11 protein-coding genes are annotated in these 24,592 nt (G+C 48.5%); 2 read left to right on the top strand and 9 right to left on the bottom strand.

The window, feature by feature from the left end; translation table 11 throughout:
* Nucleotides 1-5 precede the first annotated feature (5 nt).
* Both HB364_RS09035 and HB364_RS09030 read left to right on the top strand, forming a co-directional pair.
* Nucleotides 6-2,357, top strand: a complete 2,352-nt coding sequence (locus HB364_RS09035; protein WP_167287559.1) for an ABC transporter permease — start codon at nucleotides 6-8, stop codon at nucleotides 2,355-2,357.
* Nucleotides 2,358-2,382: 25 nt separating this feature from the next.
* The gene (locus HB364_RS09030) at nucleotides 2,383-4,734 is read left to right on the top strand and encodes an ABC transporter permease (protein ID WP_167287558.1); all 2,352 of its coding nucleotides are present in this window, start codon (nucleotides 2,383-2,385) and stop codon (nucleotides 4,732-4,734) included.
* A gap of 2 nt (nucleotides 4,735-4,736) precedes the next feature.
* Here the strand turns inward: HB364_RS09030 and HB364_RS09025 are convergent, their stop codons facing one another.
* The 9 genes from HB364_RS09025 to HB364_RS08985 form a co-directional block, all read right to left on the bottom strand.
* Nucleotides 4,737-7,364: an alpha-L-arabinofuranosidase C-terminal domain-containing protein gene (locus tag HB364_RS09025; RefSeq protein WP_167287557.1), complete on the bottom strand. Its 2,628-nt coding sequence runs from the start codon at nucleotides 7,362-7,364 to the stop codon at nucleotides 4,737-4,739.
* A gap of 82 nt (nucleotides 7,365-7,446) precedes the next feature.
* Nucleotides 7,447-9,852, bottom strand: coding sequence for a glycoside hydrolase family 127 protein (locus HB364_RS09020; RefSeq protein ID WP_167287556.1), 2,406 nt, complete (start codon nucleotides 9,850-9,852; stop codon nucleotides 7,447-7,449).
* A gap of 156 nt (nucleotides 9,853-10,008) precedes the next feature.
* Nucleotides 10,009-12,189 carry a DUF6055 domain-containing protein gene (locus HB364_RS09015; protein WP_167287555.1) on the bottom strand — a complete coding sequence of 727 codons (2,181 nt, stop codon included), beginning with the start codon at nucleotides 12,187-12,189 and terminating at the stop codon, nucleotides 10,009-10,011.
* Between the two features lie 43 nt (nucleotides 12,190-12,232).
* Nucleotides 12,233-13,177 carry a DUF5007 domain-containing protein gene (locus HB364_RS09010; RefSeq protein ID WP_167287554.1) on the bottom strand — a complete coding sequence of 315 codons (945 nt, stop codon included), beginning with the start codon at nucleotides 13,175-13,177 and terminating at the stop codon, nucleotides 12,233-12,235.
* Nucleotides 13,178-13,207: 30 nt separating this feature from the next.
* Nucleotides 13,208-13,876, bottom strand: coding sequence for a hypothetical protein (locus HB364_RS09005; RefSeq protein WP_167287553.1), 669 nt, complete (start codon nucleotides 13,874-13,876; stop codon nucleotides 13,208-13,210).
* An 18-nt stretch (nucleotides 13,877-13,894) separates the two neighbouring features.
* Nucleotides 13,895-15,400, bottom strand: a complete 1,506-nt coding sequence (locus HB364_RS09000) for a RagB/SusD family nutrient uptake outer membrane protein (RefSeq protein WP_167287552.1) — start codon at nucleotides 15,398-15,400, stop codon at nucleotides 13,895-13,897.
* Nucleotides 15,401-15,410: 10 nt separating this feature from the next.
* Nucleotides 15,411-18,575 (bottom strand): SusC/RagA family TonB-linked outer membrane protein, encoded by a 3,165-nt coding sequence (locus HB364_RS08995; protein WP_167287551.1) that lies wholly within the window; start codon nucleotides 18,573-18,575, stop codon nucleotides 15,411-15,413.
* Nucleotides 18,576-18,987: 412 nt separating this feature from the next.
* Nucleotides 18,988-20,190 carry an efflux RND transporter periplasmic adaptor subunit gene (locus tag HB364_RS08990; protein WP_167287550.1) on the bottom strand — a complete coding sequence of 401 codons (1,203 nt, stop codon included), beginning with the start codon at nucleotides 20,188-20,190 and terminating at the stop codon, nucleotides 18,988-18,990.
* 23 nt (nucleotides 20,191-20,213) lie between these two features.
* On the bottom strand, nucleotides 20,214-24,569 hold the full coding sequence (locus HB364_RS08985) for a CusA/CzcA family heavy metal efflux RND transporter (protein ID WP_167287549.1): 4,356 nt from the start codon (nucleotides 24,567-24,569) through the stop codon (nucleotides 20,214-20,216).
* Between the last annotated feature and the right edge of the window lie 23 nt (nucleotides 24,570-24,592).

Here is a 24,592-nt window from a genome sequence, read left to right as displayed (position 1 = left end):
TTTTTATGATACAAAACTACCTGAAGATCGCCTGGCGAAACCTGCTACGGCACAAAAGTTTTTCCCTCATTAACATCCTTGGTTTATCAGCAGGCATTGCGGCCTGTATTGTTATTTTCCTGTATGTACAGTATGAGTTGACGTATGACCGTCATAACAGCAAGGCCGACCGTATTGCCCGGGTAGTGACCACCCTGCATGCGCCGGGTTCGGCTGACACGGAATTTGGCACCAGCCCTAACCCGCTGGGCGATGCGCTTAAACGCGACTTCCCGGAAATTGTCGCTTCGGCCCGCCTGGACGAAAGTTCTACGATTATCAAGCATAACGGAGAGCTGATCGATGAACCTGATTTCTGCCTGTCTGATCAACATATTTTCTCCGTTTTTGACTACTCTTTTGTTGAAGGATCTGCTGCCGGCGCTTTGCATGAACCGGGTTCGGTGGTACTCACAGCCACTATTGCGAGGAAGTATTTTGGTAAGGAGCCGGCCGTAGGCCAAACGCTTATTTGCGACGGAAAGCCCACGAAGGTAACCGCTGTGATCGCCGACCCTCCGGGCAATTCTGATATCCGTTTCTCAGCTTTGCTGTATACTGATTATTCAAAAAAGACGGGCTGGGTGGAGGATTTCCCGGTGTATACTTTTGTTTTGTTTAACAAACCATCTGACCTTACCCCTTTTGAGCAAAAGATGAAACGGGTGGCCGACAAGTACTGCAGGGCGGAACTGGATAAAATGGGGGCCAAGGATTATTCTGTCACCTTTTCCCTGGAGCCTCTACCGGAGGTCCATTTCAGCAAGGGCAAGCTGGTAGATACACCGAAGGGCAATAAGCAGTTCAATTATGTTTTCTCTCTCCTGGCTATTTTCATATTGGTGATCGCTTTGCTTAACTATATCAACCTGTCAACAGCGAGGGCCACCGAGCGTGCAAAGGAAGTAGGTGTACGGAAAGTAAATGGCGCCCGGCCTTTCCAGTTGATCAGGCAATTCTTATTTGAATCCTTCCTGCTCATTGCCGTTGCCTGGACCATCGCCTTTGGTATTGTGCTGGCGATACTTCCCTATTTTAATTCCCTGCTGCACGTACAACTGCATCTTAGCTGGCAGGGAAGCGCGCTGTTCATGGGCTGCATTTTCGTGGTCACGATATTGCTGGCGGGCCTGTATCCTGCTTTTATATTGTCCCGGTTCAGGCCGGTGGAAATATTAAAAGGAAAATGGAAGAACAGCACCAGGGGTATTCTGCTTCGCAGGATGCTTACTACCGCGCAGTTTGTAATAACGGCTGCCCTGATCACCGGAACGATTGTGATCTACAGCCAACTACAATATATTGAAAATAAAAATCCCGGTTTTGTAAAAGAACAGGTAGCCACCATCCAGGTTTCCAATGATTCTTCGGATCAACATGCTGTGACGCCTTTTATCAATAGGTTGAAAGCAATTCCGGCCATAAAAGGCATTTCTGCGGGCAGCGGCCTTTGGATGGATGGACTGAGCATCGCTACTACTGTTGCCGGTTCCGGCGACAAGAAGCGGGAATTTATGAGCAATTATTACCTCATTGACAAAGACCTGTTGCCCTTGCTACAGATGCATTTAAAGGAAGGCAGGAATATATCGGATAGTCTTGGCACCGATAAAAAAGAAGCCTTTCTTGTGAATGAAGCCTTTGCCCAAAAGATGGGATGGTCCTCTGCGCTGGGGCAATCCATGGAAGGTTTTGAGCATAAGGGTACAGTGGTGGGTGTTGTAAAGAATTTTTATTATAAGTCCCTGCATAATATGGTGGAGCCGCTGGTCATGATCTATAATACCAATCCCATCAGGGCGGTGATGATCAAGATCCCACCCAAAGACCTGCCGCTTGTTGCAGCAGCCTGGAAAGAACATTTCCCGGCAAAGCCTTTCTCCTACACCTTCCTGGACGAAGCCTATAAAGCGCAATACGACAAGGACAGGTTAACGATGAAGCTGTTTACTTATTTTACTGTGCTGGCGATCCTGATCTCCTGCCTGGGATTATACGGTTTGGTATCATTAATGGCTGCGCAGCGCACTAAAGAGATCGGTGTCAGGAAGGTGCTGGGCGCTTCGCTGCAACAACTGCTCGTGTTGCTGACCAGTAGTTTTCTCAAACTGATCGTTTTGGCTTCCTTGATCGCATTACCATTAGCCTGGATTGCTATGCATGAATGGCTATCGTCTTATGCTTATCATATTTCACTGGCCTGGTGGATGTTCTTATTGCCGGTGGTGTTGATCGTACTGATCGCGCTGGCGGTGGTTGGCCAGCAGGTGGTAAAAGCTGCTTTGGCCAACCCGGTTACCGCTTTGCGCACAGAATAGTCATTGTTCCACTTCAAACCTTTTTATGATACGAAACTACCTGAAGATCGCCTGGCGAAACCTGCTACGGCACAAAAGCTTTTCCCTCATTAATATCCTTGGTTTATCGGCAGGCATTGCTGCCTGTATTGTTATTTTCCTGTATGTACAGTATGAGTTGACGTATGATGGCCATAACACCAAAGCCGACCGTATAGCCAGGGTGGTCAGCGCCCTGCATGCACCCGGATCGGCTGATATGGAATTTGGCACCAGCCCTTACCCAATGGCCGATGCCCTTAAACGCGATTTCCCGGAAGTAGCTTCCACCGCCCGCCTGGAACCCAAGCCCACTGTTGTGAAGCACAACGGAGAGTTGATGAATGAAAAAGGCTTCTACCAGGCCGATCAGGAGCTGTTTTCCGTTTTTGATTATACCTTCCTGGAGGGAACGGTTACCGGTGCTTTACAACAACCCCATTCCGTGGTATTGACCGCCTCCACTGCACGGAAATATTTTGGAAAGGAACCTGCCCTGGGTAAAACAATCATTTGCGACGATCAACCAAAGACAGTAACAGGGGTTATTGCCAACCCTCCCGGCAATTCGGATATTCAATTCACCGCTTTACTCTATACGGATTATTCAAAGAAGACAGTTTGGCTGGATGATTTTCCCGTATACACTTTTATCCTGTTTAATAAGCAGCCAGACCTCAGGAGCTTTGAGCGTAAGATGAAACGGGTAGCCGATAAGTATTGCCAACCCGAGCTGGATAAAGCCGACGCTGCAGGATACTCCGTTGGCTTTGCCCTGGAAGCTTTGGCAGACGTACATTTCAGCAAGGACAAGCTGGAGGACACTCCCAAAGGCAATAAGCAGTTCAATTATATTTTCTCCCTGCTGGCCATTTTCATATTGGTAATAGCGCTGCTGAATTATATTAATCTCTCTACAGCCAGGGCTACTGAGCGGGCCAGGGAAGTAGGTGTACGGAAAGTGAATGGCGCCCGTCCTTTCCAGTTGATCCGGCAGTTCCTGTTTGAGTCTTTCCTGCTTATTGCCATTGCCTGGACCATCGCTTTTGGTATCGTGCTGGTCATCCTTCCTTATTTTAATTCCCTGCTGCAGGTACAGCTTCACCTAAGCCGGCAGGGCAGCGCCTTGTTTTTGCTGTGCATTTTCGTTGTTACGATATTACTGGCGGGCCTGTATCCTGCTTTTATATTGTCCCGGTTCAAACCAGTGGAGATATTAAAAGGAAAATGGAGGCATAGCACTAAGGGTATCCTGCTGCGCAGGATGCTTACTACCGCCCAGTTTGTGATAACGGCTGCCCTGATCACCGGAACGATTGTGATCTACCACCAGGTAAAGTACATAGAAAATAAAGACACCGGATATGTAAAAGACCAGGTAGCTACCGTACACCTGGACAATGATTCTTTATCACAACGTTCCGCTCCTGCCTTTATCAATACCCTGAAAGGGATACCCGCCATCAAAGGCATTTCTGCCGGCAGTGGCATCCACTCAGAAGCCCTGTCTATGGGTACTACTTTTGCCGGAGCGACCAGAAGGGAGTTTATGTGCCATTATTATTTTATTGATAAGGAGCTATTGCCTTTGCTGCAGATCCGTCTGAAGGAGGGAAGAAATGTATCGGACAGCCTTGCAACGGACAGAACCGAGGCCTTTATTGTGAATGAGGCTTTTGTAGAAAAGATGGGATGGACTTCCGCTTCCGCGCTTGGACAACCTATGGATGGCTATTTCCACAAAGGCAAAGTGGTGGGCGTGGTGAAAAACTTTTATTATAAATCCCTGCATAATATGGTGGAGCCGCTGGTGATGGTGTATAATACCAATCCCATCAGAGCGGTGATCATCAAGATCGAGCCCAAGGACCTGCCGCTTATGGCAGTAGCCTGGAAAAAACATTTTACGGCCAAGCCTTTTACCTACACCTTCCTGGATGAAGCCTATAAAGCACAATACGATAAGGACAGGCTAACGATGAAGTTGTTTACCTACTTCACCGTATTGGCTATTCTTATCTCCTGCCTGGGGTTATACGGACTGGTATCTTTGATGGCAGTACAACGTACCAAAGAGATCGGGATCAGGAAGGTGCTGGGCGCTTCTGTACAACAACTGGTATCCCTGCTGACCAGGGACTTTGTAAAGCTGATCATCCTTGCTTCGCTGATCGCCTTACCGGTGGCCGGTATGGTCATGCATCAATGGCTATCCGCTTACGCTTATCATATTTCACTGGCCTGGTGGATGTTCTTATTGCCGGTTGTATTGATCATCCTGATCGCACTGGCAGTAATTGGTCAGCAGGTTGTAAAGGCCGCACTGACCAATCCTGTTCATGCTTTGCGGAATGAATAGCTTCAGCGGTGCGCCTGCTTCTTCCAGCCCGTGTCCTTCACACGCAGTATGGAAATAGAGTAGGGCTTTACCGTCGTTTCAAAAGAAGGTTTTATCCCGGTGAGTATGGTGCTTACCGGGATATATTTTTGCGGCTGGTCCAGTGAGTTCTCTGCCTCCGGATAATCAGCCTGCAGCGTGATCAATTGTGCTGAAGGGGATACGTTTGTTACGCCTTCCAGGTTGATGGTAGTTGTGTAGGGCGTTTCAGCGCCATTCACCAGCTTGATAATAATATCTCCTGTTTCCTTATCCCGGCCGGCAATGCTGAAGAATTTATTGGGCTCGCGGTAATTGAAGAGCAATTTGCCATCGAGGTAACAATCTACCTGGTCATTTCCTACTTCAATGGTAATATCATACCAGCGGCCTGTTTGAATAGGTTCGGGCAATCGCTTCTGCGGCATCATATTGGCCACAGAAAAACTATCCGCTACCAGCTCCACTACCGAATTGAGGTTTACATAAGAGCCAATGTGTACCCGCATTTGCCGGGCGCCGTCTTTCACGGCAAAGGGAACAATAAAGGCATTGGTACCACCTGTCTTGCGCGCTTTCAGTTTGAGTGTATAGGTATCGAATGTTTTACCGGCAAGGATGTTCAGCCGCTGCGCTCCCTGTGCGGTTTGCGCCAGGGCACTGTCTTTCACCACCCATTTACCACGTATGGCCTGCCATTCTTCCGGCCTGTTGATGAAATCACTTTTGTATAAAGTCTTGCCATCTTTCACTACTTCAATATCCCTGTACTCCGTTTGCGTATCCCAGGTGGCCAGTCCAATGCCACCGGTGAACTGCGGGGCAGGGCTCGCCGGAGGTGGAAGCGTAACGGCTGTCTGCACATTCTGATCGGCCCGGTGGTCATTCATCATTTTGATGGCATAGTAAGATATGCGTCCAAAGCTGCGGCCCGCATCGAAGTTAATGAGGTTTACCGGCCAGTGCTGTGTATTGACATTCTCAAACAAAGGCGCATAGCTCGACATCTTCACCAGGTCGCCATTGCGCTCCATGCCCATGATGTACACTGCATCGTTGAGTGCGGCCAGCATGTTACCACTGCCCACGCCGGCATTGGTAGCATATTCCCCTACATATACATCCCAGTCGCCCCGTTTGTATTTATCAAAGTGATCAAAGTTGTTGAATGACCAGTAGGCTGATTTATAAGCATGCTCATCGGCCATGTCTACTTTTTGCATACTGTCCAGCGTACGTTTATTGATATCACCAATGCCCATGCTGGCCATGAGAATGAGCTGCGGGTATTTCTTTTTGATGGCATCATAAAAAACATTGTACCGCTTTGCATAACGCGGCCCATGCTGCTCATTGCCTATTTCCACATATTTAAGCGGAAAAGGTTTTGGGTGGCCATTGGCTACCCGCACTTTACCCCATTTGGAACTTACCGGCCCGATGGCATATTCAATGGCATCGAGCACATCATCTACCACCGGCTGCAGGGAATCATCGGGAATAAAAGTGCCGCTGCGGTATTCGCAAGACACGCCGGCATTGAATACATACAAGGCATCAGCGCCCAGGTCTTCACAGAACTGCAGGTATTCATGGTAACCAAATCCATCACTGCTCCAGTAGCCCCATACACTATAGGTGCCGGGCCTTTTTTCTACGGGACCCAGTGTGCGTTTCCAGTTGGCCGCATTTTCAATATTAATACCTTCCACAAAACAACCACCGGGCCAGCGTACGAAAGCAGGCTTGAGATTGGCGAGGTATTGCGCCAGGTCTTTGCGCATACCGTTGGAGCGGTTCTTAAAAGTTTGTTGCGGGAACAGGGATACGAAGTCGAGCCATATGGTACCCGTACTGCCAAAGGAGAAGACCAGCTTCGCTTTCAGGTCGGTGGTTACCGGCTTCAGGGTACTGGTGTATTTTTTCCACCCAACTCCTTTTACATTGGGGAAGACCTGTTTTGCCAATACCTTCCCGTCCTGTGATTGGAGTGATACCGTTAACTGACCTTTATAACGATCATCTGTACGGGCATAGAATGACAGGTTGTACAACTCCCCGCTGTTGGTCCGGATGCCCCAGAAGCCTTCATTCACCAGGTTATTTTTTCCACCGGCATCCAATGCCTGGATATCTACCTGCATGGAATTGGGCGTGGCCTCATTCAAAGGCTTGTCCTGTGTAAGCTGTAGTTTGATATCACTCTTCTCTCCCACTTCCAGTGACCAGGCAGGCCATTGGCTGGTGAGTGGCCAGCGCATTCTCCAGTCACTTACGCGTGGTTGCAACATGAAATGTGGTGTACGGGCCGTGGGAATCAACCATCCGTTTTCGACCTTAGTGCCTGCCGGCAGCCGGCTTTCTTCAAAGCCACGGTTCTGGATGAGCTCGCCATACAGGCCGCCTTCACCACCATGGCTGATCTCTTCAAAGAAGATACCATGCAGGGTGGAAGCGATGGGGGCGCCGGGTTTTGCCGCATCAATGTTGATGACGGCCTGGCGCTGGCTGTGTGCAGCGATACTAATACCGCAGAGTCCTCCTGCCATCCACAAGGCTTTGCACGAGAGACATCTGCGGAGAAAATTAAAGATGAATAGTTTTGTTTGCATGTGAACACCAGGTTTGTCGCAGCGTCCTCCCGCTACCCACAAGGCTTTGCGGGAGAGACACTGCGGAGAAGTTTAAGTAGGTTTATTTCACAATCCACTCATGAATGCCGGTAGCGTGTTCTGCCGGTAGTTGTACCTCCATTTTCAGGGCAGTGGTGGTTACCGGTTCAAATTTTACCAGGTTGTATTTGTCTTTGGCAATTTCATATTGACCAACCGGCTGTACCGGCACCCAGTCATTGCCTTTCTTATAATAGAGTTTCCAGGAGGCAGGGATGCGGCAACCGCCCCAGGGACCATCATCGAACCAATAGACCTGTGATTGTGATATAGTATACTCCTGATCAAAATCATACTGCACCCATTCCAGTGTATTTTTCTTTGGCCACCAATGCAGGTAAGGCGCATTGTGGTCCTGGGAATTTTCCGGATCATACTGATCACTCAGCGCCTTGTACATGCGTGTATTCTGAAGGGAGGCAGTGGCCTTGCTTTTCGTAGCAATGGTAGGCGCCGGCTTTGGCTTGGCGGCTGATGCTTCATACGGTATCCATACCACCATTTCACCGGGGCCGCGGTTGGCCCAGCTATAGTAAGGAATGGCAGTTACTGTTTGCTCAGACTTTATCAGGTCATCACTGTTCAGTTTTCTTTTGGTGGACGAACCTTTCATTTCCAATACCGTCACGCCATTCAGCAGGCTGGGTTTATTTACAGCCTGTATAGCGGCTGATTTATCTACTACAATGTTTTGAACAGCACTGTCTTTATTGTCGGGCCCTTCCAGGCAATAGATGAGGGGGCCACGCTGCAAAGCAAAACGGCTCTTATCGTCTTTCACCGTTTCTTTGGCATACACTTTCTGGATCTCCATCGGTAATTCAAAAGCGATTACATCGCCCTTCTTCCAGGAACGGTTAATGACGGCATAACCTTTTACCATTTCATATTTCACCGGCTTTCCATTGAGGGTGATGGCCAGTGGTTTTTCTCTTTTATCAGCCGCATAGTACAGATCACCAGGTACCAACTCCTGCTTAGACCAACCGGGCACCCGTACCTGCAAGGCGAAAGCCGTTGTCTTTACGGGGCTCACTACAATCTTCACTTTCCCTTCCCAGGGATATTCTGTTTGTTGCTCCAGGTTTATTTTACCAGCCGGCAAGGTGATGCTGGCAGTGCCGCCGGCAAAAAGATTTACATAGAGGTTGTTCTTATTCTGTGCATACATGTACCCTGGCATGGAAGGCAGAAAACGCGCCATGTTGGAAATACAGCAGGCACAACCAAACCAGGCGCTGCGCTGGTGCTGTCCCATAGAGGCCAGCGGATTGGGATAAAAGAAACGGTCACCACTTAAGGAAACACCGGATAGTAATCCATTGTACAGGATACGCTCCAATACATCTACGTATTTGGCATCGCCATGCAATAAGAACATACGACTGTTCCAATATACATTGGCAATGGCAGCGCAGGTCTCTGCATAAGCCGACATGTTGGGCAACTGGTACGGCGCACCGAAAGCTTCACCGGCGCCGGTAGCACCGATACCACCGGTAATGTACAGTTTCCTTTCCACTACATCATGCCAGATAGCATCAATGGCTTTGAGGTAGGCTTCATTGCCTGTAAGGGCCGCAATATCGGCCATACCTGTATACATGTAGGTAGCACGCACGGCATGGCCTACTGCTGCTGACTGATCTACCACTTTTTTATTCGACTGGCTGTATTCTGAACCCTTTGGTCCGCGAATGTCCAGGAAGAACTTGGCCAGGTCGAGGTATTTTTTCTCGCCGGTAACCCGGTACAGTTTGGCCAATCCTATTTCCACTACCTGGTGGCCGGGTGACTTTTCTTCTTTACCATAACCAAAATCCTTTACCAGCAGATCGGCATTTTTGGTGGCAATGTTGAGGAGGTTCTTTTTACCGGTAGCCTGGTAATGTGCCACGGCTGCTTCAAAGAGGTGGCCGGAGTTATACAGTTCATGGCTGAGGTCTTCTTCTTTTTCCCAGCGCTTTGATCCTAACCAGTCATGCGGTTTGGCCGCTTTCATAGTACGGAAAGTATATAGGTAGCCATCCGGCTCCTGTGCATCAGCAATGATCTGTATGAGTGTATCGAGGTATAATTCCAGTTTGGGATTCTTTTGTACCTGCAATCCATAGGAAGCCCCTTCAATAGTCTTGTAGATATCCGTATCATCAAACGGGTACTCTGTGTATTTGTTGGGCGGCATTTTTCCCGCAGCCTTCAGGAAATTATCAACGCGCCCGGTACGCTGGCACTGGCTAAGGGTATAGGGAATGGTCACATCTGCATTCACCTGTATCTTGGGCGCCCAGAAATGATCGGTCAGGTGCACATGGGTAAAATCAACAGGCTGAATGGGATAATCGGAATGTTGTGCACAAACCGGTAATGCACCCGCCACTACGGCGGCACATATCACTACTTTTCTTTTGATTGATACAAACATCATAATGAAATGCTTAAAAATCCGCAGCGTCCCCTGCGGGAGACACTGCGGGGAAATAAATAACTTAATAAGTGGCAATTTAACAATTAATGAATGACAAAGACTGCCATTTTTCAGGCAGTCTTTATTATGATAATATCGGTTTATGCCGTAGCATTTTTAGTCTACCACCTGTAATTTACGGACAATAGACTGCCTGTTGCTCACTGCTTTCAGCACATAGGTGCCGGCAGTCAGTTTCAGGTCACCGATATGTAAATTGAGTATCCGTTTGTTATCCAGTTGACGGCGGTATAGTTCCCTGCCCAGCGACAGGTCGTATACATACACCACCACGTCCTTATCTTCCTCAAATCCATCTAATTGGACCGTGAATGCCGACTGTATGGGATTGGGATATACCAATAGATCAGCTTTCCTGCCAGGCGCCATTGTATTGGTAGTGAGCAGGCCGGCGGCACTTGCCGGACAGGAAACTGTTCCTGTAAAGGCCATCTGCGCGTCGGTAAACTGTGCATAGGTACTGTTCACATCCACATTGGAGGTATGGCTGGCCGGCCTTCCATCACAATTGGTACGGCCATTGTTGCCATGCGGCACCTGCAGGTACACCCCGTTTGTACTGCAATTGGGTATTTCTGCATCGCCGCCTACGATTACCGAATTACCAAAAGTGGCGCCCCATTCCATCGCATTGCCTTTTGCCTGCACAGTGCCGGAAACCGTACAGTTGTTCATGATGGCATTTTCTGAGATGACGGTACTACCGGAATAGTTACCGCCCCATACATTGGCATTGTCGCGGATGATCACATTGTTCTGCACAGTGGCATTTTGCACCCAGGCCGTTCCTTCAATACGCGCATTGCCGGAGATATTGGAAGAGCCCAGTACAATGGCATTGGGTCCTACATAAGCAGTGGAGGCTATTGTAACGGAATTGGCCACCCAGCCGCCGCCATTGGGATGGGTATGCCCATTGGTTTTGTAAGCCGACCGGAAATTGGATTGATAGCCTTCCGGAACAGCATTGGCAATGCGCAACTCATACGGATATCTTTTGATCTTTGGCCAGCCGGGCTCCCATACATAAGAGGTATGTGTAGTGGGTGCTCCTACCACCACAAAGTACAATTCTGTTTCACCGGCATTCATCTGGAAGCTCACCTGGCTTTCATTGGCCGAACTCAAGGTACTGTAGCGTGACACCGTACCGCTGCTGTTCAATGCCACAAAGCCATAACGCCAGCCGGCGGTGCTGTTCACTTCCGTATGTCCTTTAAACTTCACCGTTACATTGCGATTACTGCAGGTAGTATGCAAGGGGATAATGTTGTATCCATAATCCTGCGGAGCAAAAGCGTCGGGTACGATGTACCGCCCGGTAGAAGCATTGATCTGCTTCAGGATGGTATGCCTGCGCCAAACGTAATGCGGCTCCTGGGTCTTTATACGATTGTACTCTGCCCGCATGATGGCGCCAAAGTTATTACTGGTGTAATCATAGGCCACTTCCCGTTTGGCATAGTCATACATGAAATCATTGAGCTGCGCCTGGTTCCATCCTTTCAGGCGGCGGTAAGTGATCACCGGATGTTCATTGGCCACCGACTCTTTCCACAGGCGGTTCACCATGGTAATACCCTCTACATCCTGGATACGGTACAACCATTTAAAGGTTCCATAGTGGTGACGGGTAGAGCTCAGGTGAAAATGTTGTGTACCCCACCACCGCGGGAAATCATCACCCGCAAAGCGGGGATACATTTGGGTACGCATGTAATTAGCATGGGCCTCCCAGAAGAAGCCGGCAGGTTCCCAGCCTGTATAGCCGCCACCCACGGTATTTTCCTGTATTTTGATCATGCCCTGCAACGCATGGGTAAGCTCATGGCTGGTAACTGCTCCATCGCGCGCAGCATTGGGATGTACCCACATGGCGCCAATGGTATTGCCGTAGGTACCACCAAAAGCCCAGCCTGCAGGCCCACCACTACCCCAGGTATCGTTCATAACGATGATGATCTTATACTTCCCCAGGTTCTTAGTGGGTGCATCTGAACAAAACTGGAGCTGTGTAACAAATTTTACATAGATTTTTTCCAGTGTATCACAGATGGACTGCGGGTTGAAGCGCAGGTTAGGGTCGGAATAATTCGCCGGATTGGTGCCTACTATATTACCCCAGAAGACAACAAAGTTGGCCGACTGGTAGGATTTACTCCACGACCAGGTATTCAGCGGACTGGAGCTGAACTCCGTGGGGATGTAAACAGTCTTCTGCGCCAACAGGCAAATAGTAAACAGCATACAGACGGTTGTTAATAGCATTTTTCTCATACGACAAGTTTTAAGGTTAATGGTATTGGTTGGATAGTAATGCTTATAGTTTAGCCGCCGTGAGCATTTTTATTTTAATGATCCAGGTGCCGCGTGAATATACCCGGAACTGGAATGTAGGATTGATATGCTTGCCCAGGCTATTGGCCGAAGCCGGTATCCGGTAATAGTTATTGAAATCATTAAACGCGCCACGTATGAAAGGGAATGGCGTGATGGGATATTGGAATACGAGTGCGGTATCTGTCTTTTCTTCCGGGTAAAACGGGTCCATGGGTGCAAAATGAGGACGATCACCGCGTATGATCACCTGCCCTGCTTTGGGGTTAAAAGGCACGCCGTTCATGTCTATGAACATGATGATGATCTTATCGGGCCCGGTGGGCACTCTTTCAAACGTAACAGGTGCGCCGCCTGGCACCTGTACAAATCCGCCCTCCGGTAAAGGCGGCGCATCGGAGGTAGTAGCATTGGACCCGATGAGTTCATAGTGTTTCTTTGGACCTAACTGGATCTCACAGGCATTGTTAATGACTTTGCTGCCCTTCATGTTGGACACTTCAATGTCTATCTCATAAGTACCTATATCCACAAATTCAGAAGCCTGCGACATTTCGAGCCGGCCGCCAATTTCATTGACGTTAAAAGGCTTTACCATTTTTTTGGTGATCTTGCTTTGCAACAAAGCGATGGTGGAATCGGCAGCCGTTAATTCACCGGCAAACACCTGTACTTCCCGCTCTTTCAAGAGATCATCAGCAGCTTTGCCGGTAGCTTTATTCCTGATCGAGAGCAATTTTACTTTTATAGGTTGCGTAGAACCGTCTACCTCCAGGGGTCTTGAATAGGTAACACCAGCCTGAGTGGCCACAAAGGGATTAGCCCGGTAGAAGATCTTATCGCTGAAGAACCCCTCTTCAACTTTCTGACAACAATAGAATACCACACACAACAAACACAGCAGACCGGTTATTTTAAGCGTTTTCATGTTTGACTATTTATGATTGAAGCAATGGGGTTAAAAGGATGAAAAAATATGCCGGTTGCTCAACACGTGCAGTGTAGTAGCGCCATTGGAGGTTTGTATACCGGTGGTTTGGCATACTACCGATATATCTGTTTCATTGGCAGGCGGGGGCGTTCCGGGAATATCCAGCGCTCCCCTGACTTTAATAAAGTACAGGAGATAGGTAGGCGCTGAGCTACGTTCCACGTATTGGAAGTCTGTTTGCAACTGTTTTACCACTGCGCAGGATGTTTTGCCCAGGCTGGTATATGGCTGGGCCTCCAATTTTGCCTCGTCCAATGTTATTTTTTTATCAAAGAGGTATTGTCTTACCGAGTCGATGGTAATATCCTGGTAGAGGCTGTCGAATGTGTAGACCGCATTTTCATCAATGAGCTGTACTTCTGCCAGCTTTTTCTTCATGTAAGCGGTGATGGAATAGTTGGCCGGCGCAAAGAATGTAGCCGCTTTGTTGACTTCCTCTTTTAAGCTGTAGTGATCAATGATCTTTATGAGCGTATCAAAGCTTTTCCAGGGGTGTTGCGCCAGGTAATCATAATTACTCAGCGGTGTTTTAGGATCATGTACTCCCCCATCTGTGAGGTAGTTCGACTTTTTGCAAGCGGCCATTATGCCAAGCAGCATCACCGCTATTGCTATTATATAATGATTGTATTTCATTGTAGTTGCTTTTACAGTTTACATTCTTGTTTTCCAATAACCTGTTTGCTGTAACAGGGGATTATTGCTGATGAGGATAGGATCGATGGGCCATTTGTATTTCCCCTGCTGGAATTGCTCGGGCGTCATGCGCCCGGTACCTGAACCATCAAATTTGAGGATGCCTGTTTTCCTGGCAAGCCGTACCAGGTCGTAAAAACGGTGCCCTTCCAGGAAGAGCTCGCGGCCCCGTTCATCAATGACCGCCTCAAAGAGTTTATCATCGGTTACCGTAAGCGGGGTGGCTCCGGCAGCAGTACGAATCGTTTCTACCAGGGTGCGGGCCTCACCGTATTTGGCGGTAGCCGCCAGCGCTTCTGCACGCAACAACATAATATCCGCCAGGCGGAACACGACCATATTATTCAGGGCGATGGGAGAGGAAGGTTGTCCCTGTGAGTTGGTTTGCGTGTACAATATGTTGGAATATTTGATACAGACAGGATCGGCTGTATTGAAGAATGCAAAACCTTTGGCAACACGGAGGTCCGTATCGCTGGGAAATAGTGTATGAAGGGCATTGGCATCCAGCGTGAATGCCGTGTTGCCCAGGTTGGTGGCAAGGTAGGGTGATTTTAAGGTAGCAAAGGCGATACTGCCTGCAGAGCCTTCATTAACGGCGCTCTGTGCAATTTCAAAGATCCCTTCGGTTGATTTCCCTTTATAAATACCCAGGTAATCATTCCTGTTCACCAGTGTGTAGCCACCATGTGTGATCACCGAATCGGCAGCTACGGCACATTTTGGATAATCTTCGCGCCAGGCATAGATATGCGCCAGCAATGCATAGGCAGCTCCGCGGTTGGCCCGCACTGCGCGGTCGCCCGTACTGGCATAAGTCCAGGTAAGGCCTCCCGTCGCTGTATTCAGGTCTTTTATGCATTGATCAAGGATCGCTGCCTCACCTGTACGGGGTAATGGCGGCGCCTGTGTTACATCATCCACCGTTTCCAGTACCAGGGGAACATCTCCCCATATCCTTGCCATGTAGAAATAGGTAAAGGCCCGCAGGAAGTAAGCTTCCCCTATGAGGCGCTTCTGTGCAGCGGCTGCGTCGGGAGAAGTATATTTGTCCAGGGCTATACCCGGAATGTATTTGATACAACGGTTAGCCTGATCAATAACCCTGTAAAAGTTATCGAACCGGCGCAGCTTCATCATGCTGCGCCAGGTAGAAGAAAGCGGAACATTCAGTGACCAGTTGATACGGCCGATATCACCCCAATCTTCGCCCGGCAATGTATTCACAAATTGATCTGTTGGCAGATCACCATAAGCATGGTGGGCTATGCCCCTGTCGTTCCCTTCATTCAGGGCTTTACGCAATAATACATAGGCGCCTGCAATACCATTATTGGCTTCGTCTTCATTTGACCAGAAATTTTCATCGGTGGGCGCTGTAATGGGTTTCCTGTCGAGGAACTTACTGCAGGATACACCGGTTACTGCAATGAGTATGATGAATAATATATAATGAGTTTTCATGTGCCTGTTTTTAAAAGTTAACTTCTATACCAAATGTGAATTTCTTTGGTATGGGATAATCGTTCCCGGAAGAATAGCCATCCGGCTGTACCGCTTCAGGATCGGGCACGGTGGCATTGGAAAGCACCAGCAGGTTATCGAGTATGCTATATACCCGTACACCTTTGATGACCTTTAACCCTTTAAATAAATGTTGGGGTAATGCATAACCGATGCTGACATTTTTGACCCTGAAAAAGCTGGCATTCTCCACAAACAGGGATTGGCCGATATGCCATTTGTCTACGTTGTTACCAAAGAGTGAGGGATAGTCGGCCACATCACCTACCTGCTGCCAAAAGTTCAAGCCTCCAAAGTCGGAAGAGGGACCTGAGTAAGGGCCCCAGCGATAGCTGTAGTTATCGCCACTGCCGGCATCCTGCAGTTTATCTGACAAATAGCCATTCCATAAGTTCCTGCCGCTGATGAAGGTGCACAATACCTGTACACTGAGCCCTTTCCAGGTGAAGGTGTTGATGATACCGCCCTGCATCTTTGTTTGCGGGCTGCCCATTTCCACCTTGTCCAGGTCATCAATGATATAATCTCCATTCAGGTCCCTGCGTATGGGATCGCCTGCACCGAAGAAGTTACCGGTGGCGCTTCCCCAGCGCATCCTGTCGCCGGTTAATGGATCAACCGGAACATCTTTGTTGCTGGCATATACGCCCTGCACATCCCATACAGAGAAGCCAAATAACGGTCTTCCAATAGTGAGTTTCCGTTGCATCCAGGGTGGACCATAGATAAAGTCACGGTTGTTCTGCGGCAATTTGAGTACATAGTTGTCATTGAAAGCAATGTTGAGGGTGGTGGTCCATTTGAAAGCGGAATTGCGGGACAGGTTGTTGGTAGTGAGCGAAAGTTCTATCCCGGTATTACGCACATCCACGTAGTTATTGGTAGCTGTAGTATATCCTGTGGTAAGCGCTACCGGCACATCAAATACCATTTCTTTTGAGTCCTTGACATAATAATCAAGGGCCATGTTGATACGGTCATTCAGGAAGCTTGCATCAATGCCGATATTCGATTGCGGGCTTCTTTCCCAGGTGATATTGCGTGCCGGTGCAGAAGCCGAATAGTTGGGATATACAGCAGTAGCGCCATTGTAGGTTGTCATGCGGCCAGAGGAACCGGCGCCGAGTGAAGACCCGGGATAAGAACCATCAATGGCCAGTGTTCTGTATTGTGCATAGAAGCTGCCGGGATCCCTTCCCGTAACACCATAACTACCCCGCACTTTGAAAAAGGATATAACGCTTTTAAGCGGTTTAAAGAATGGCTCGTCGGAAATGATCCATCTTCCGGAGATGGCCGGGAATGTACCCCAGCGATCATTTTTACCATACCGTGAGGAAGCATCGCGGCGGAAGCTACCATCAATGCCATATTTCCCTTTATAATCATATCCTACACGGGCGAAGAGGGAGAGGCGCGCCCTTTCTTCAAACGAGGTACTGGCCGAAAGGCCGGCACCGGGAGAGATGCCCTGAATCATTTTAATGGCACTGACGGGTATGTCCAATGCTTCGGCATTGGTGCCATTAATGGTCAATTCTTCCATACCCTGACCGATGAGTGTTGTGATCGTATGATCTTTGATCTCTTTGGTCCAGGTGAGGTAGTTCTCCAATTCCCAGCGCCTACTATTGGAAGCAAAATGAATGGCATCCGACCTGCCGGGCGCAAACGGGTTGACAGTACCAGGCCGCAGGTAATCTCTCCGTACGTTGCCTACATTGTAAGACAATGAGCTGGTGAAAAGGATTTCCGGTGTGATATTCGCAATAAGCCTGGTGTTGCCGTTGACCGAAAATGTACGGTCATCATCCCTTACCTCATCATTTCTTCCCTGGTAGTTCTTCATATCCTGTTCTGTCACCCGCCAGAAAGATGATGGAAAACCCCAGGCGGTGAAAGGATACCGGTCGCCTGTACCGGAACCATGTTTGGATTTGGTAAACTCCATGTACAGGTCGGTGGCCACTTCTATGCCTTTGTAGGGTTTTACAGAAAGGTAGAGACGGGGCGACATCCTTTGCAGGTTGTACCCGATCATCACTCCTTCTTCATAGTATCTGTTCAATGACAAGCGGTAAGCAAATTTTTCTTCTGCTGCTGCCAGGTTCAGGTCTACGTTGTTGATGATAGCATCCTGCAGGAAGAGACCCTGGAAGTCGGTATTGTTATTAAAAGCAGGATTCAGACTATCGGTAAGCCACTGGCTCATATTGGCCCGCTGTTCATAGGCAGCCATCTTGTTGATGAGGTCCATTTTCTGCCTCCTTTCGGCCGTACCGGTAAGTACGGGTTTCATGGCCGGCCTGGTAGAGATACCTACATAGGAAGACAGCCTTATTTGCGGCCTGCTGCCGGCTTTGGGTCTTTTGGTTTTTACAATGATCACACCGTTGGCAGCACGTGCTCCGTAGATAGCAGCCGCGGAAGCATCTTTCAATACGTCGATGGATTCAATATCATTGGGGTTGATGGCTGTTAACGGATTATTGCCGTAGGATGTGCGGGAATCGCTTACATCAAATACAACTCCATCTATTACATACAGGGGTGTACTGATGCCATTGCCTTCATTGCTGATGCTGGAACTACCCCGTATGTTAACAATATTATTAGCGCCCGGCTCCCCGGAAATACTCAATACGTTGAGACCGGCCACCCTTCCCTGCAGCATCTGATCGAAGGTGGCATAAGGTGTATTCTCTATGTCCTTGCCTTTTACCGTAGAAATAGCCGCAGTAGTTTTCCGGCGCTGTACGTTCTGGTAACCGATCACCACCACATCTTCCATACCTTTGGAATCTTCTTCCAGGACAATGTCAACAGAAGTTCTTCCATTTACCGCTATTGCCTGCCTGGCATAACCGACAAAACTTATTTCCAATACCGGCTTTGGGGTTTTCAGTGTAATGGTGAAGGTGCCATCTTCTTTGGTAGACAAACTATTGGCGACGCCTTTCTCTTTGATGGTAACACCAGCCATGGGGGCGCCGGTCTTTTTTTCTACCACCTTGCCATTTACTTTTTGTTGTGCAGAAGCAGCAAGGGATGTCAGGATACAGACAATGAGCCATGGGATACGCCACGACTTTCCTGCAGTCAAACAGTTCTTCATGATTGTTTTTTTGTTTTGGTTAATGCAATAGCAGGCCACCCGCTATGGTGGTGCAGGTAACTATACTATTGTACACGGTAATAAAGGGACCAGGAATCGTTTTCCAGGAACAGGTTAAAGTATCATATCCGGAATACTGAGAGATCAATTAAACGAGGTATGTATTCCATGGCAGGAATACAGCAGTGCTGTAAATTTTTCATATAGCAGGCTTTAGCGTTGATAGATAAGCAATTCTCTTCCTAACCAGCCTTATACGTTGGTATATAAGTCACGATTAGTTTAATTGTCAATATTACAATTAAAAGTACCTACCTTTCTGAACATGCCTTTTACCTATTTTATCTTCTTTTACTGAAATATTGGCCTAAAAAGGAACCGGCCGCTGGGAGCGGCCGGTTGGTATGATTTTTTAATGTGCGTGTCCTCCTTCGCTTTCGCTGTTCTTCAGCTTACCCAGCAGATCATAAGCGCCTTTTATAATTACTTTGGTATGATCTATATTGAAATCTTTCGGTAGTAACACTTCCACATACCCCAATTCCTTCACGCCTGTTTTCACCGGTATGGCCTTGTAATGATGCTCTTCTTTATTACCTTCTTCAGCAATAAAAATATAGTCGGTCCCTTCATAATTTACAATGGCCTGTTCCGGAACAGCCGGCAGGTTGATGTTCTTTGTTTCTACAAAAGCGGTGAGGTACATACCAGGCAACAGGTTCTTATCTTCCTTGTCCAGGTGGCAATGCACGCGCACGGTGCGGTCGGTACCGATCTCACGCCCCACCAGGTACACAGTGGCCATGCGCTCTGCTGTTTCATTGGCCAGGATGAAACGGACTTTCTGTCCCACCTTCAGCAGCGGCACATCTTTTTCAAAGACCGTCAATTCAGCATGCAGGTGTTCTGTATCCACTATCTCAAACATGACATCTGTTGGGTTTACATACTTGCCCAGGTTTACGTTTACTTCTGTCACATAACCGGAGATAGGCGCATACAAATTGATAGTGCTTTGAATATCGCCCTTTTCCAGTTGATCGGGATTTATGTTTACCAGTTTCAGTTTTGCTCTCAATCCAGCCGCTTTGGCCTGCATGGATTGATAGTTGGCCTTTGCCTGCTGCAGGGTTTTACGGGCATTGATCTCCTCCCTGGAGAGCTCTTCCTGCCGCTCATATTCAGCTTTGAGGTATTCCTGCTGACTTACCGCTTCGAGATAATCCTGTTGCAATTGGATATAGGCAGGGTCCTGCAGGGTAGCAATGATCTGGCCTTTATTAACATGCTTGCCCTGCAGCAGCTCTGAAGATTTCAGGAAACCACCCATCGGAGCCGATATGCTCACCAGTTGCTGCGGCGGCACATCCAGTGTGCCATTTACTTTTATGGTGCCACTCAGGGTACGGTATTCCACCTTACCGGTTTCAAGACCGGCAGTCAATACCTGCTCGGGCGTTAGTTCCACTTCCAGCTCTTCCTCCTGATGGGCAGAATCTGCTGTACTTACTTTTTCCGGCGCTTTATCTCCACCACCGCATGACATAATGAGAACGGCAGCGAGCAGGATAGCGGACCATTGGAAGAAGACGTTTATTTTATTGTTGTACTTCATGATAGTATTAATTGGATAATGAGCTATTTGTCGCCGGCCAGCCAAAGCAACCTGATCACAGATTGGTTATAGCGGTTGAGCTGGTCCAGGTATTTCAGTTGTAATTCATTGCTTGTTTTGATGGCCTGCAGGTATTCGATATAATCCACTTCCCCGTAACGAAAAGATTTTTGTCCCTGCTGCAGGATGAGTTGCGCATTGGGCAGTGCTGTGTTTTCATAATACTCCACACTGCGCTTGTCTTTCTCATATTCCTGCAGGGCCTGCCTGTACTGTGCCTGCAGGTTATGTTGCATCAGCCGGTAGTTGTTTTCAGCATCCTGTATTTCCACCTGCGCCGCCTTCACGCGGGCCGTGTACGATTTTCCGAATACCGGCACATTGATACCTGCCTGCACGCCCTGGAAACGTTTACCGCCGCCATAGTATTTCTCTGTGCCATCCACGTTCTGGTAACCGATAATAGACTGATTGAAATAGCCAATAGAGAAATCGGGGCTGCGCTTTGCTTTTTCTACTGCTACCAGTTTGTTGCTTACAGCTACCTGCTGCTGCACGGCCTGCACCAGGGGATTATTGGCCAGGCTATCCTGTACAGCAATAGAGGGTGATAATTTAACGATACCTGTAAAGGGTATGTTCACCGGCAGTGAATCATTGATTAACCGTTGCAGCTCGGTAAGCGCTACCATAATATCCGATTCATTTTTCCGTATTTCATTCCTGTGCTCCGCCAGGGCGGTGGCGGCTGTGGTTTGTTCCAACAATTTTGTTTCCCCTGTTTTATAACGCAACTCTGCTGCTTTCAGAAAGCTGCTGTACACCGTATCCTGCTGTTGCAGTTGTTGCTGCAATGCTTTGAGGTAAACCAACTGGTACCAGGTTGTCTTCACTGCGTAGATCAGCTCATGCTGTGTTGCACCCAGTTCCAGTTCGCTGCCTTTGATGCGTGCATCGGCCAACTGTTTTTGGTTCCTGATGAGGGAAGGATTGGGTATTTGCTGGCTGAGGGAAATGTGATTGTCCCATTTGGTAGTATTGGCCTGGCCATACTGGAGGTTAATATTGGTCTTGCTCCATTCGGCCGCAGCGCCTTTGAGTAGCTTTTCTTTTTCCACGGCCAGCCTGGACAGTTGTATGTTTCCATTGTTCTTCAGGGCCCGGTCAATCGCCTGCTCCAATGTCAGGGGCGACTCCTGCGCCTGCCCGGACAAGGAAGCGGTTACTAACAGCAGTATCATTGCTACCACTCCTGTTTGTCCCTTCCGCCTGCGGCCCATGTTTTCCACCCATCCATATAAGCAAGGCAATACTACCAGGGTCAATAAGGTAGCGGACAGCAATCCGCCAATGACCACGGTGGCCAGTGGCCTTTGTACTTCGGCGCCGCTGCCATGGGATAAAGCCATGGGCAGGAAACCCAGTGAGGCTACGAGGGCCGTCATGACTACCGGGCGCAAACGTGTTCTTGTGCCGGTGAGCACCAATTCCTGTAAGTTGGTCATACCTTCTTTTTTTAACCGGTTAAACTCAGCGATCAATACAATACCATTCAATACCGCCACGCCAAAGAGGGCAATAAATCCTACGCCGGCAGAAATACTGAAGGGCATACCCCTTATCCATAATGCCAGCACACCACCGATAGCGGAGAATGGAATAGCGCTGAAGATGAGCAGACCATATTTGAGTGACCTGAAAGTGAAGTATAATAAGACAAGGATCAATAAAAGGGCGGCAGGTACTGCAATGCTCAACCGCTGCTTGGCCTGTTCCAGGTTTTCAAAAGTGCCGCCATAGGTGACATAATAACCGGGCGCCAGCTTTACCTCTTTATCCACCCGTTGCTGTATCTCCTTTACAATGCTGGCCACGTCTCTGCCCCGTACATTGAAGCCAACGATAATACGGCGTTTGGCATCTTCCCGCTGTACCTGATTGGGGCCTATCTTCATTTCCACGGCTGCCAGTTGATCCAGTGGCACCTGGTTGCCATTGGGCGCCGTAACGTATAAGGTTTTCAGGTCTTCAATACTTTGCCGGTTTTGCCGGTCGAGCCGCACTACCAGGTCAAAGCGCTTTTCTCCTTCAAATACTTCACCGGCCACATCCCCTGCAAAGCCTGCCCTGATCACCTGGTTAATGGCTGCAATGTTCAATCCGTATTGTGCTATTTTATCGCGTTTAAAGTTGACCACGATCTGCGGCAACCCACTTACCTGTTCTACATATATATCTGTGGCCCCTTTGGTGGCTGCGGCTATTTTACCCACTTTGGAAGCGTAATCCGTTAAGGCCTCCAGGTCTTCGCCGAATATCTTCACCACCACATCCTGCCTGGCACCGGACATCAGTTCATTGAAACGCATCTGGATGGGTTGCTGAAAACCAAACGTAACACCGGGTATAAATTTCTCCAGTTCGGCCTGCATTTGTTCAGCCAGCTCTTCCCTTGATGAGGCCGAGGTCCATTCCTCTTTGTCCTTCAGTACTACAATGAGATCACACGACTCTACCGGCATAGGGTCGGTAGGAATTTCGGCAGAACCTATTTTGCCAATGACCTGCTTTACTTCAGGGAATTTTTTCATCAGCACATCGGCCGACTTATTGGCTACCTCTACCGTTTTTGACAAGCTGCTGCCTGCCAATACCCTGGTCTCCACAGCAAAATCCCCTTCATCCAATGTAGGAATAAACTCAGCCCCCATTCTCGTAAACAGCAGGATGCTTACCAGCAATAATGCCAATGCGATACCAATGGTGATCCGTTTGTGTTTCAATACCCTGTGCAGGACCGGCGTATAGAATCGCTGAAAGAAGCCCATAATACGGTCGGAAATAGTTCGCTTATGGGTAATCTTTTTGCTGAGGAATAAAGCGCTGGCCATGGGCACCCAGGTAATGGACAGCAGGAAGGCACCTAATATGGCAAAGGACACGGTTTGCGCCATTGGCCGGAACATTTTGCCTTCAATGCCTGTGAGCGCCAGTACCGGCAGGTATACGATCAGGATAATGATCTCCCCAAAAGCGGCGCTGTTACGGATAGCCGCCGCCGACTGATACACTTCTTTATCCATTTCCTGCTGCGTGAGTATTCCCTGTTTTCGCAACCCCAGGTGATGCATGGTGGCTTCCACAATGATCACGGCGCCATCTACTATCAATCCAAAATCAATAGCGCCCAGGCTCATGAGGTTACCGCTTACGCCAAACAGATCCATCATAGCTATGGCGAAAAGCATAGACAGTGGGATAATAGATGCCACAATCAACCCTGCCCGCATATTGCCCAATAACAGCACCAGCACAAAGATGACGATCAGTGCGCCCTCGAGCAGGTTGGTGGCCACGGTGCCAATAGCCCGGTCAACCAGTTTTGTCCTGTCAAGGAACGGTTCAATGACAATGCCTTCCGGCAGGTTCTTTTCAATCTGCTCCACCCTGTCCTTCACCCGCTTAATTACCGCCGATGAATTGGCCCCCTTCAACATTAAAACCATCGCGCCCACTACTTCACCTTCATTGTTACGCGTCATGGCGCCATAACGGATGGCAGATCCATATTGTACTTTACCAATATTCCTGATGAGCACCGGAATATTACCACTGGTATTTTTCACTACAATATTTTCAATGTCTTCAATCTTTCCAATCAATCCCACGCTGCGTACAAACCAGGCATGGGGATTTTTATCAATGTAAGCGCCGCCTGTGTTCTGGTTATTTTTTTCCAGCGCATCAAAGACATCAGCCATGCTAAGGTTCATGCTGCGCAGCTTCTCCGGGTTAAGGGCTATTTCATATTGCTTGAGGTAACCGCCAAAGCTGGCTACATCGGCTACTCCTTCCACGCCCAGCATTTGCCGGCGTACGATCCAGTCCTGGATGGTACGCAATTCCATGGGTGTGTATTTATTTTCATACCCTTTTTTTGTATGAACTACATACTGGAATATTTCACTGAGCCCTGTAGTTACCGGCGCCAGTTCAGGAGCGCCCATTCCTGTCGGCAATTGATTACTTATCTGTACAAGCCTTTCACTCACCTGCTGGCGGGCCCAGTACACATCTGTCTTTTCTTTGAATACAATGGTGACCACACTTAACCCAAAACGTGAAAAGGAGCGTATCTCTTCAATGCCGGGTATAGTGGCCATGGTTTGCTCTACCGGGAAGGTGATGAACCGTTCAATATCTTCCGCGCCATTGGCCGGTGATACAGTGAGCACCTGCACCTGGTTATTGGTAATGTCGGGCACCGCATCAATAGGCAGCTTTGTAAGCGCGTACACGCCCCAAACGATCAGCAGCAGTACCAGCAGTGCAACGATCAGTTTATTGTTGATCGAAAAACGAATAATCCTGTTTAACATAGTGGAATTACCTATTTGTGTAG

Origin of the sequence: Paraflavitalea devenefica, from assembly GCF_011759375.1 — a bacterium.
GTDB classification, from domain to species: Bacteria; Bacteroidota; Bacteroidia; order Chitinophagales; family Chitinophagaceae; genus Paraflavitalea; species Paraflavitalea devenefica.
This window is presented reverse-complemented; position numbering and strand designations above follow the sequence as displayed.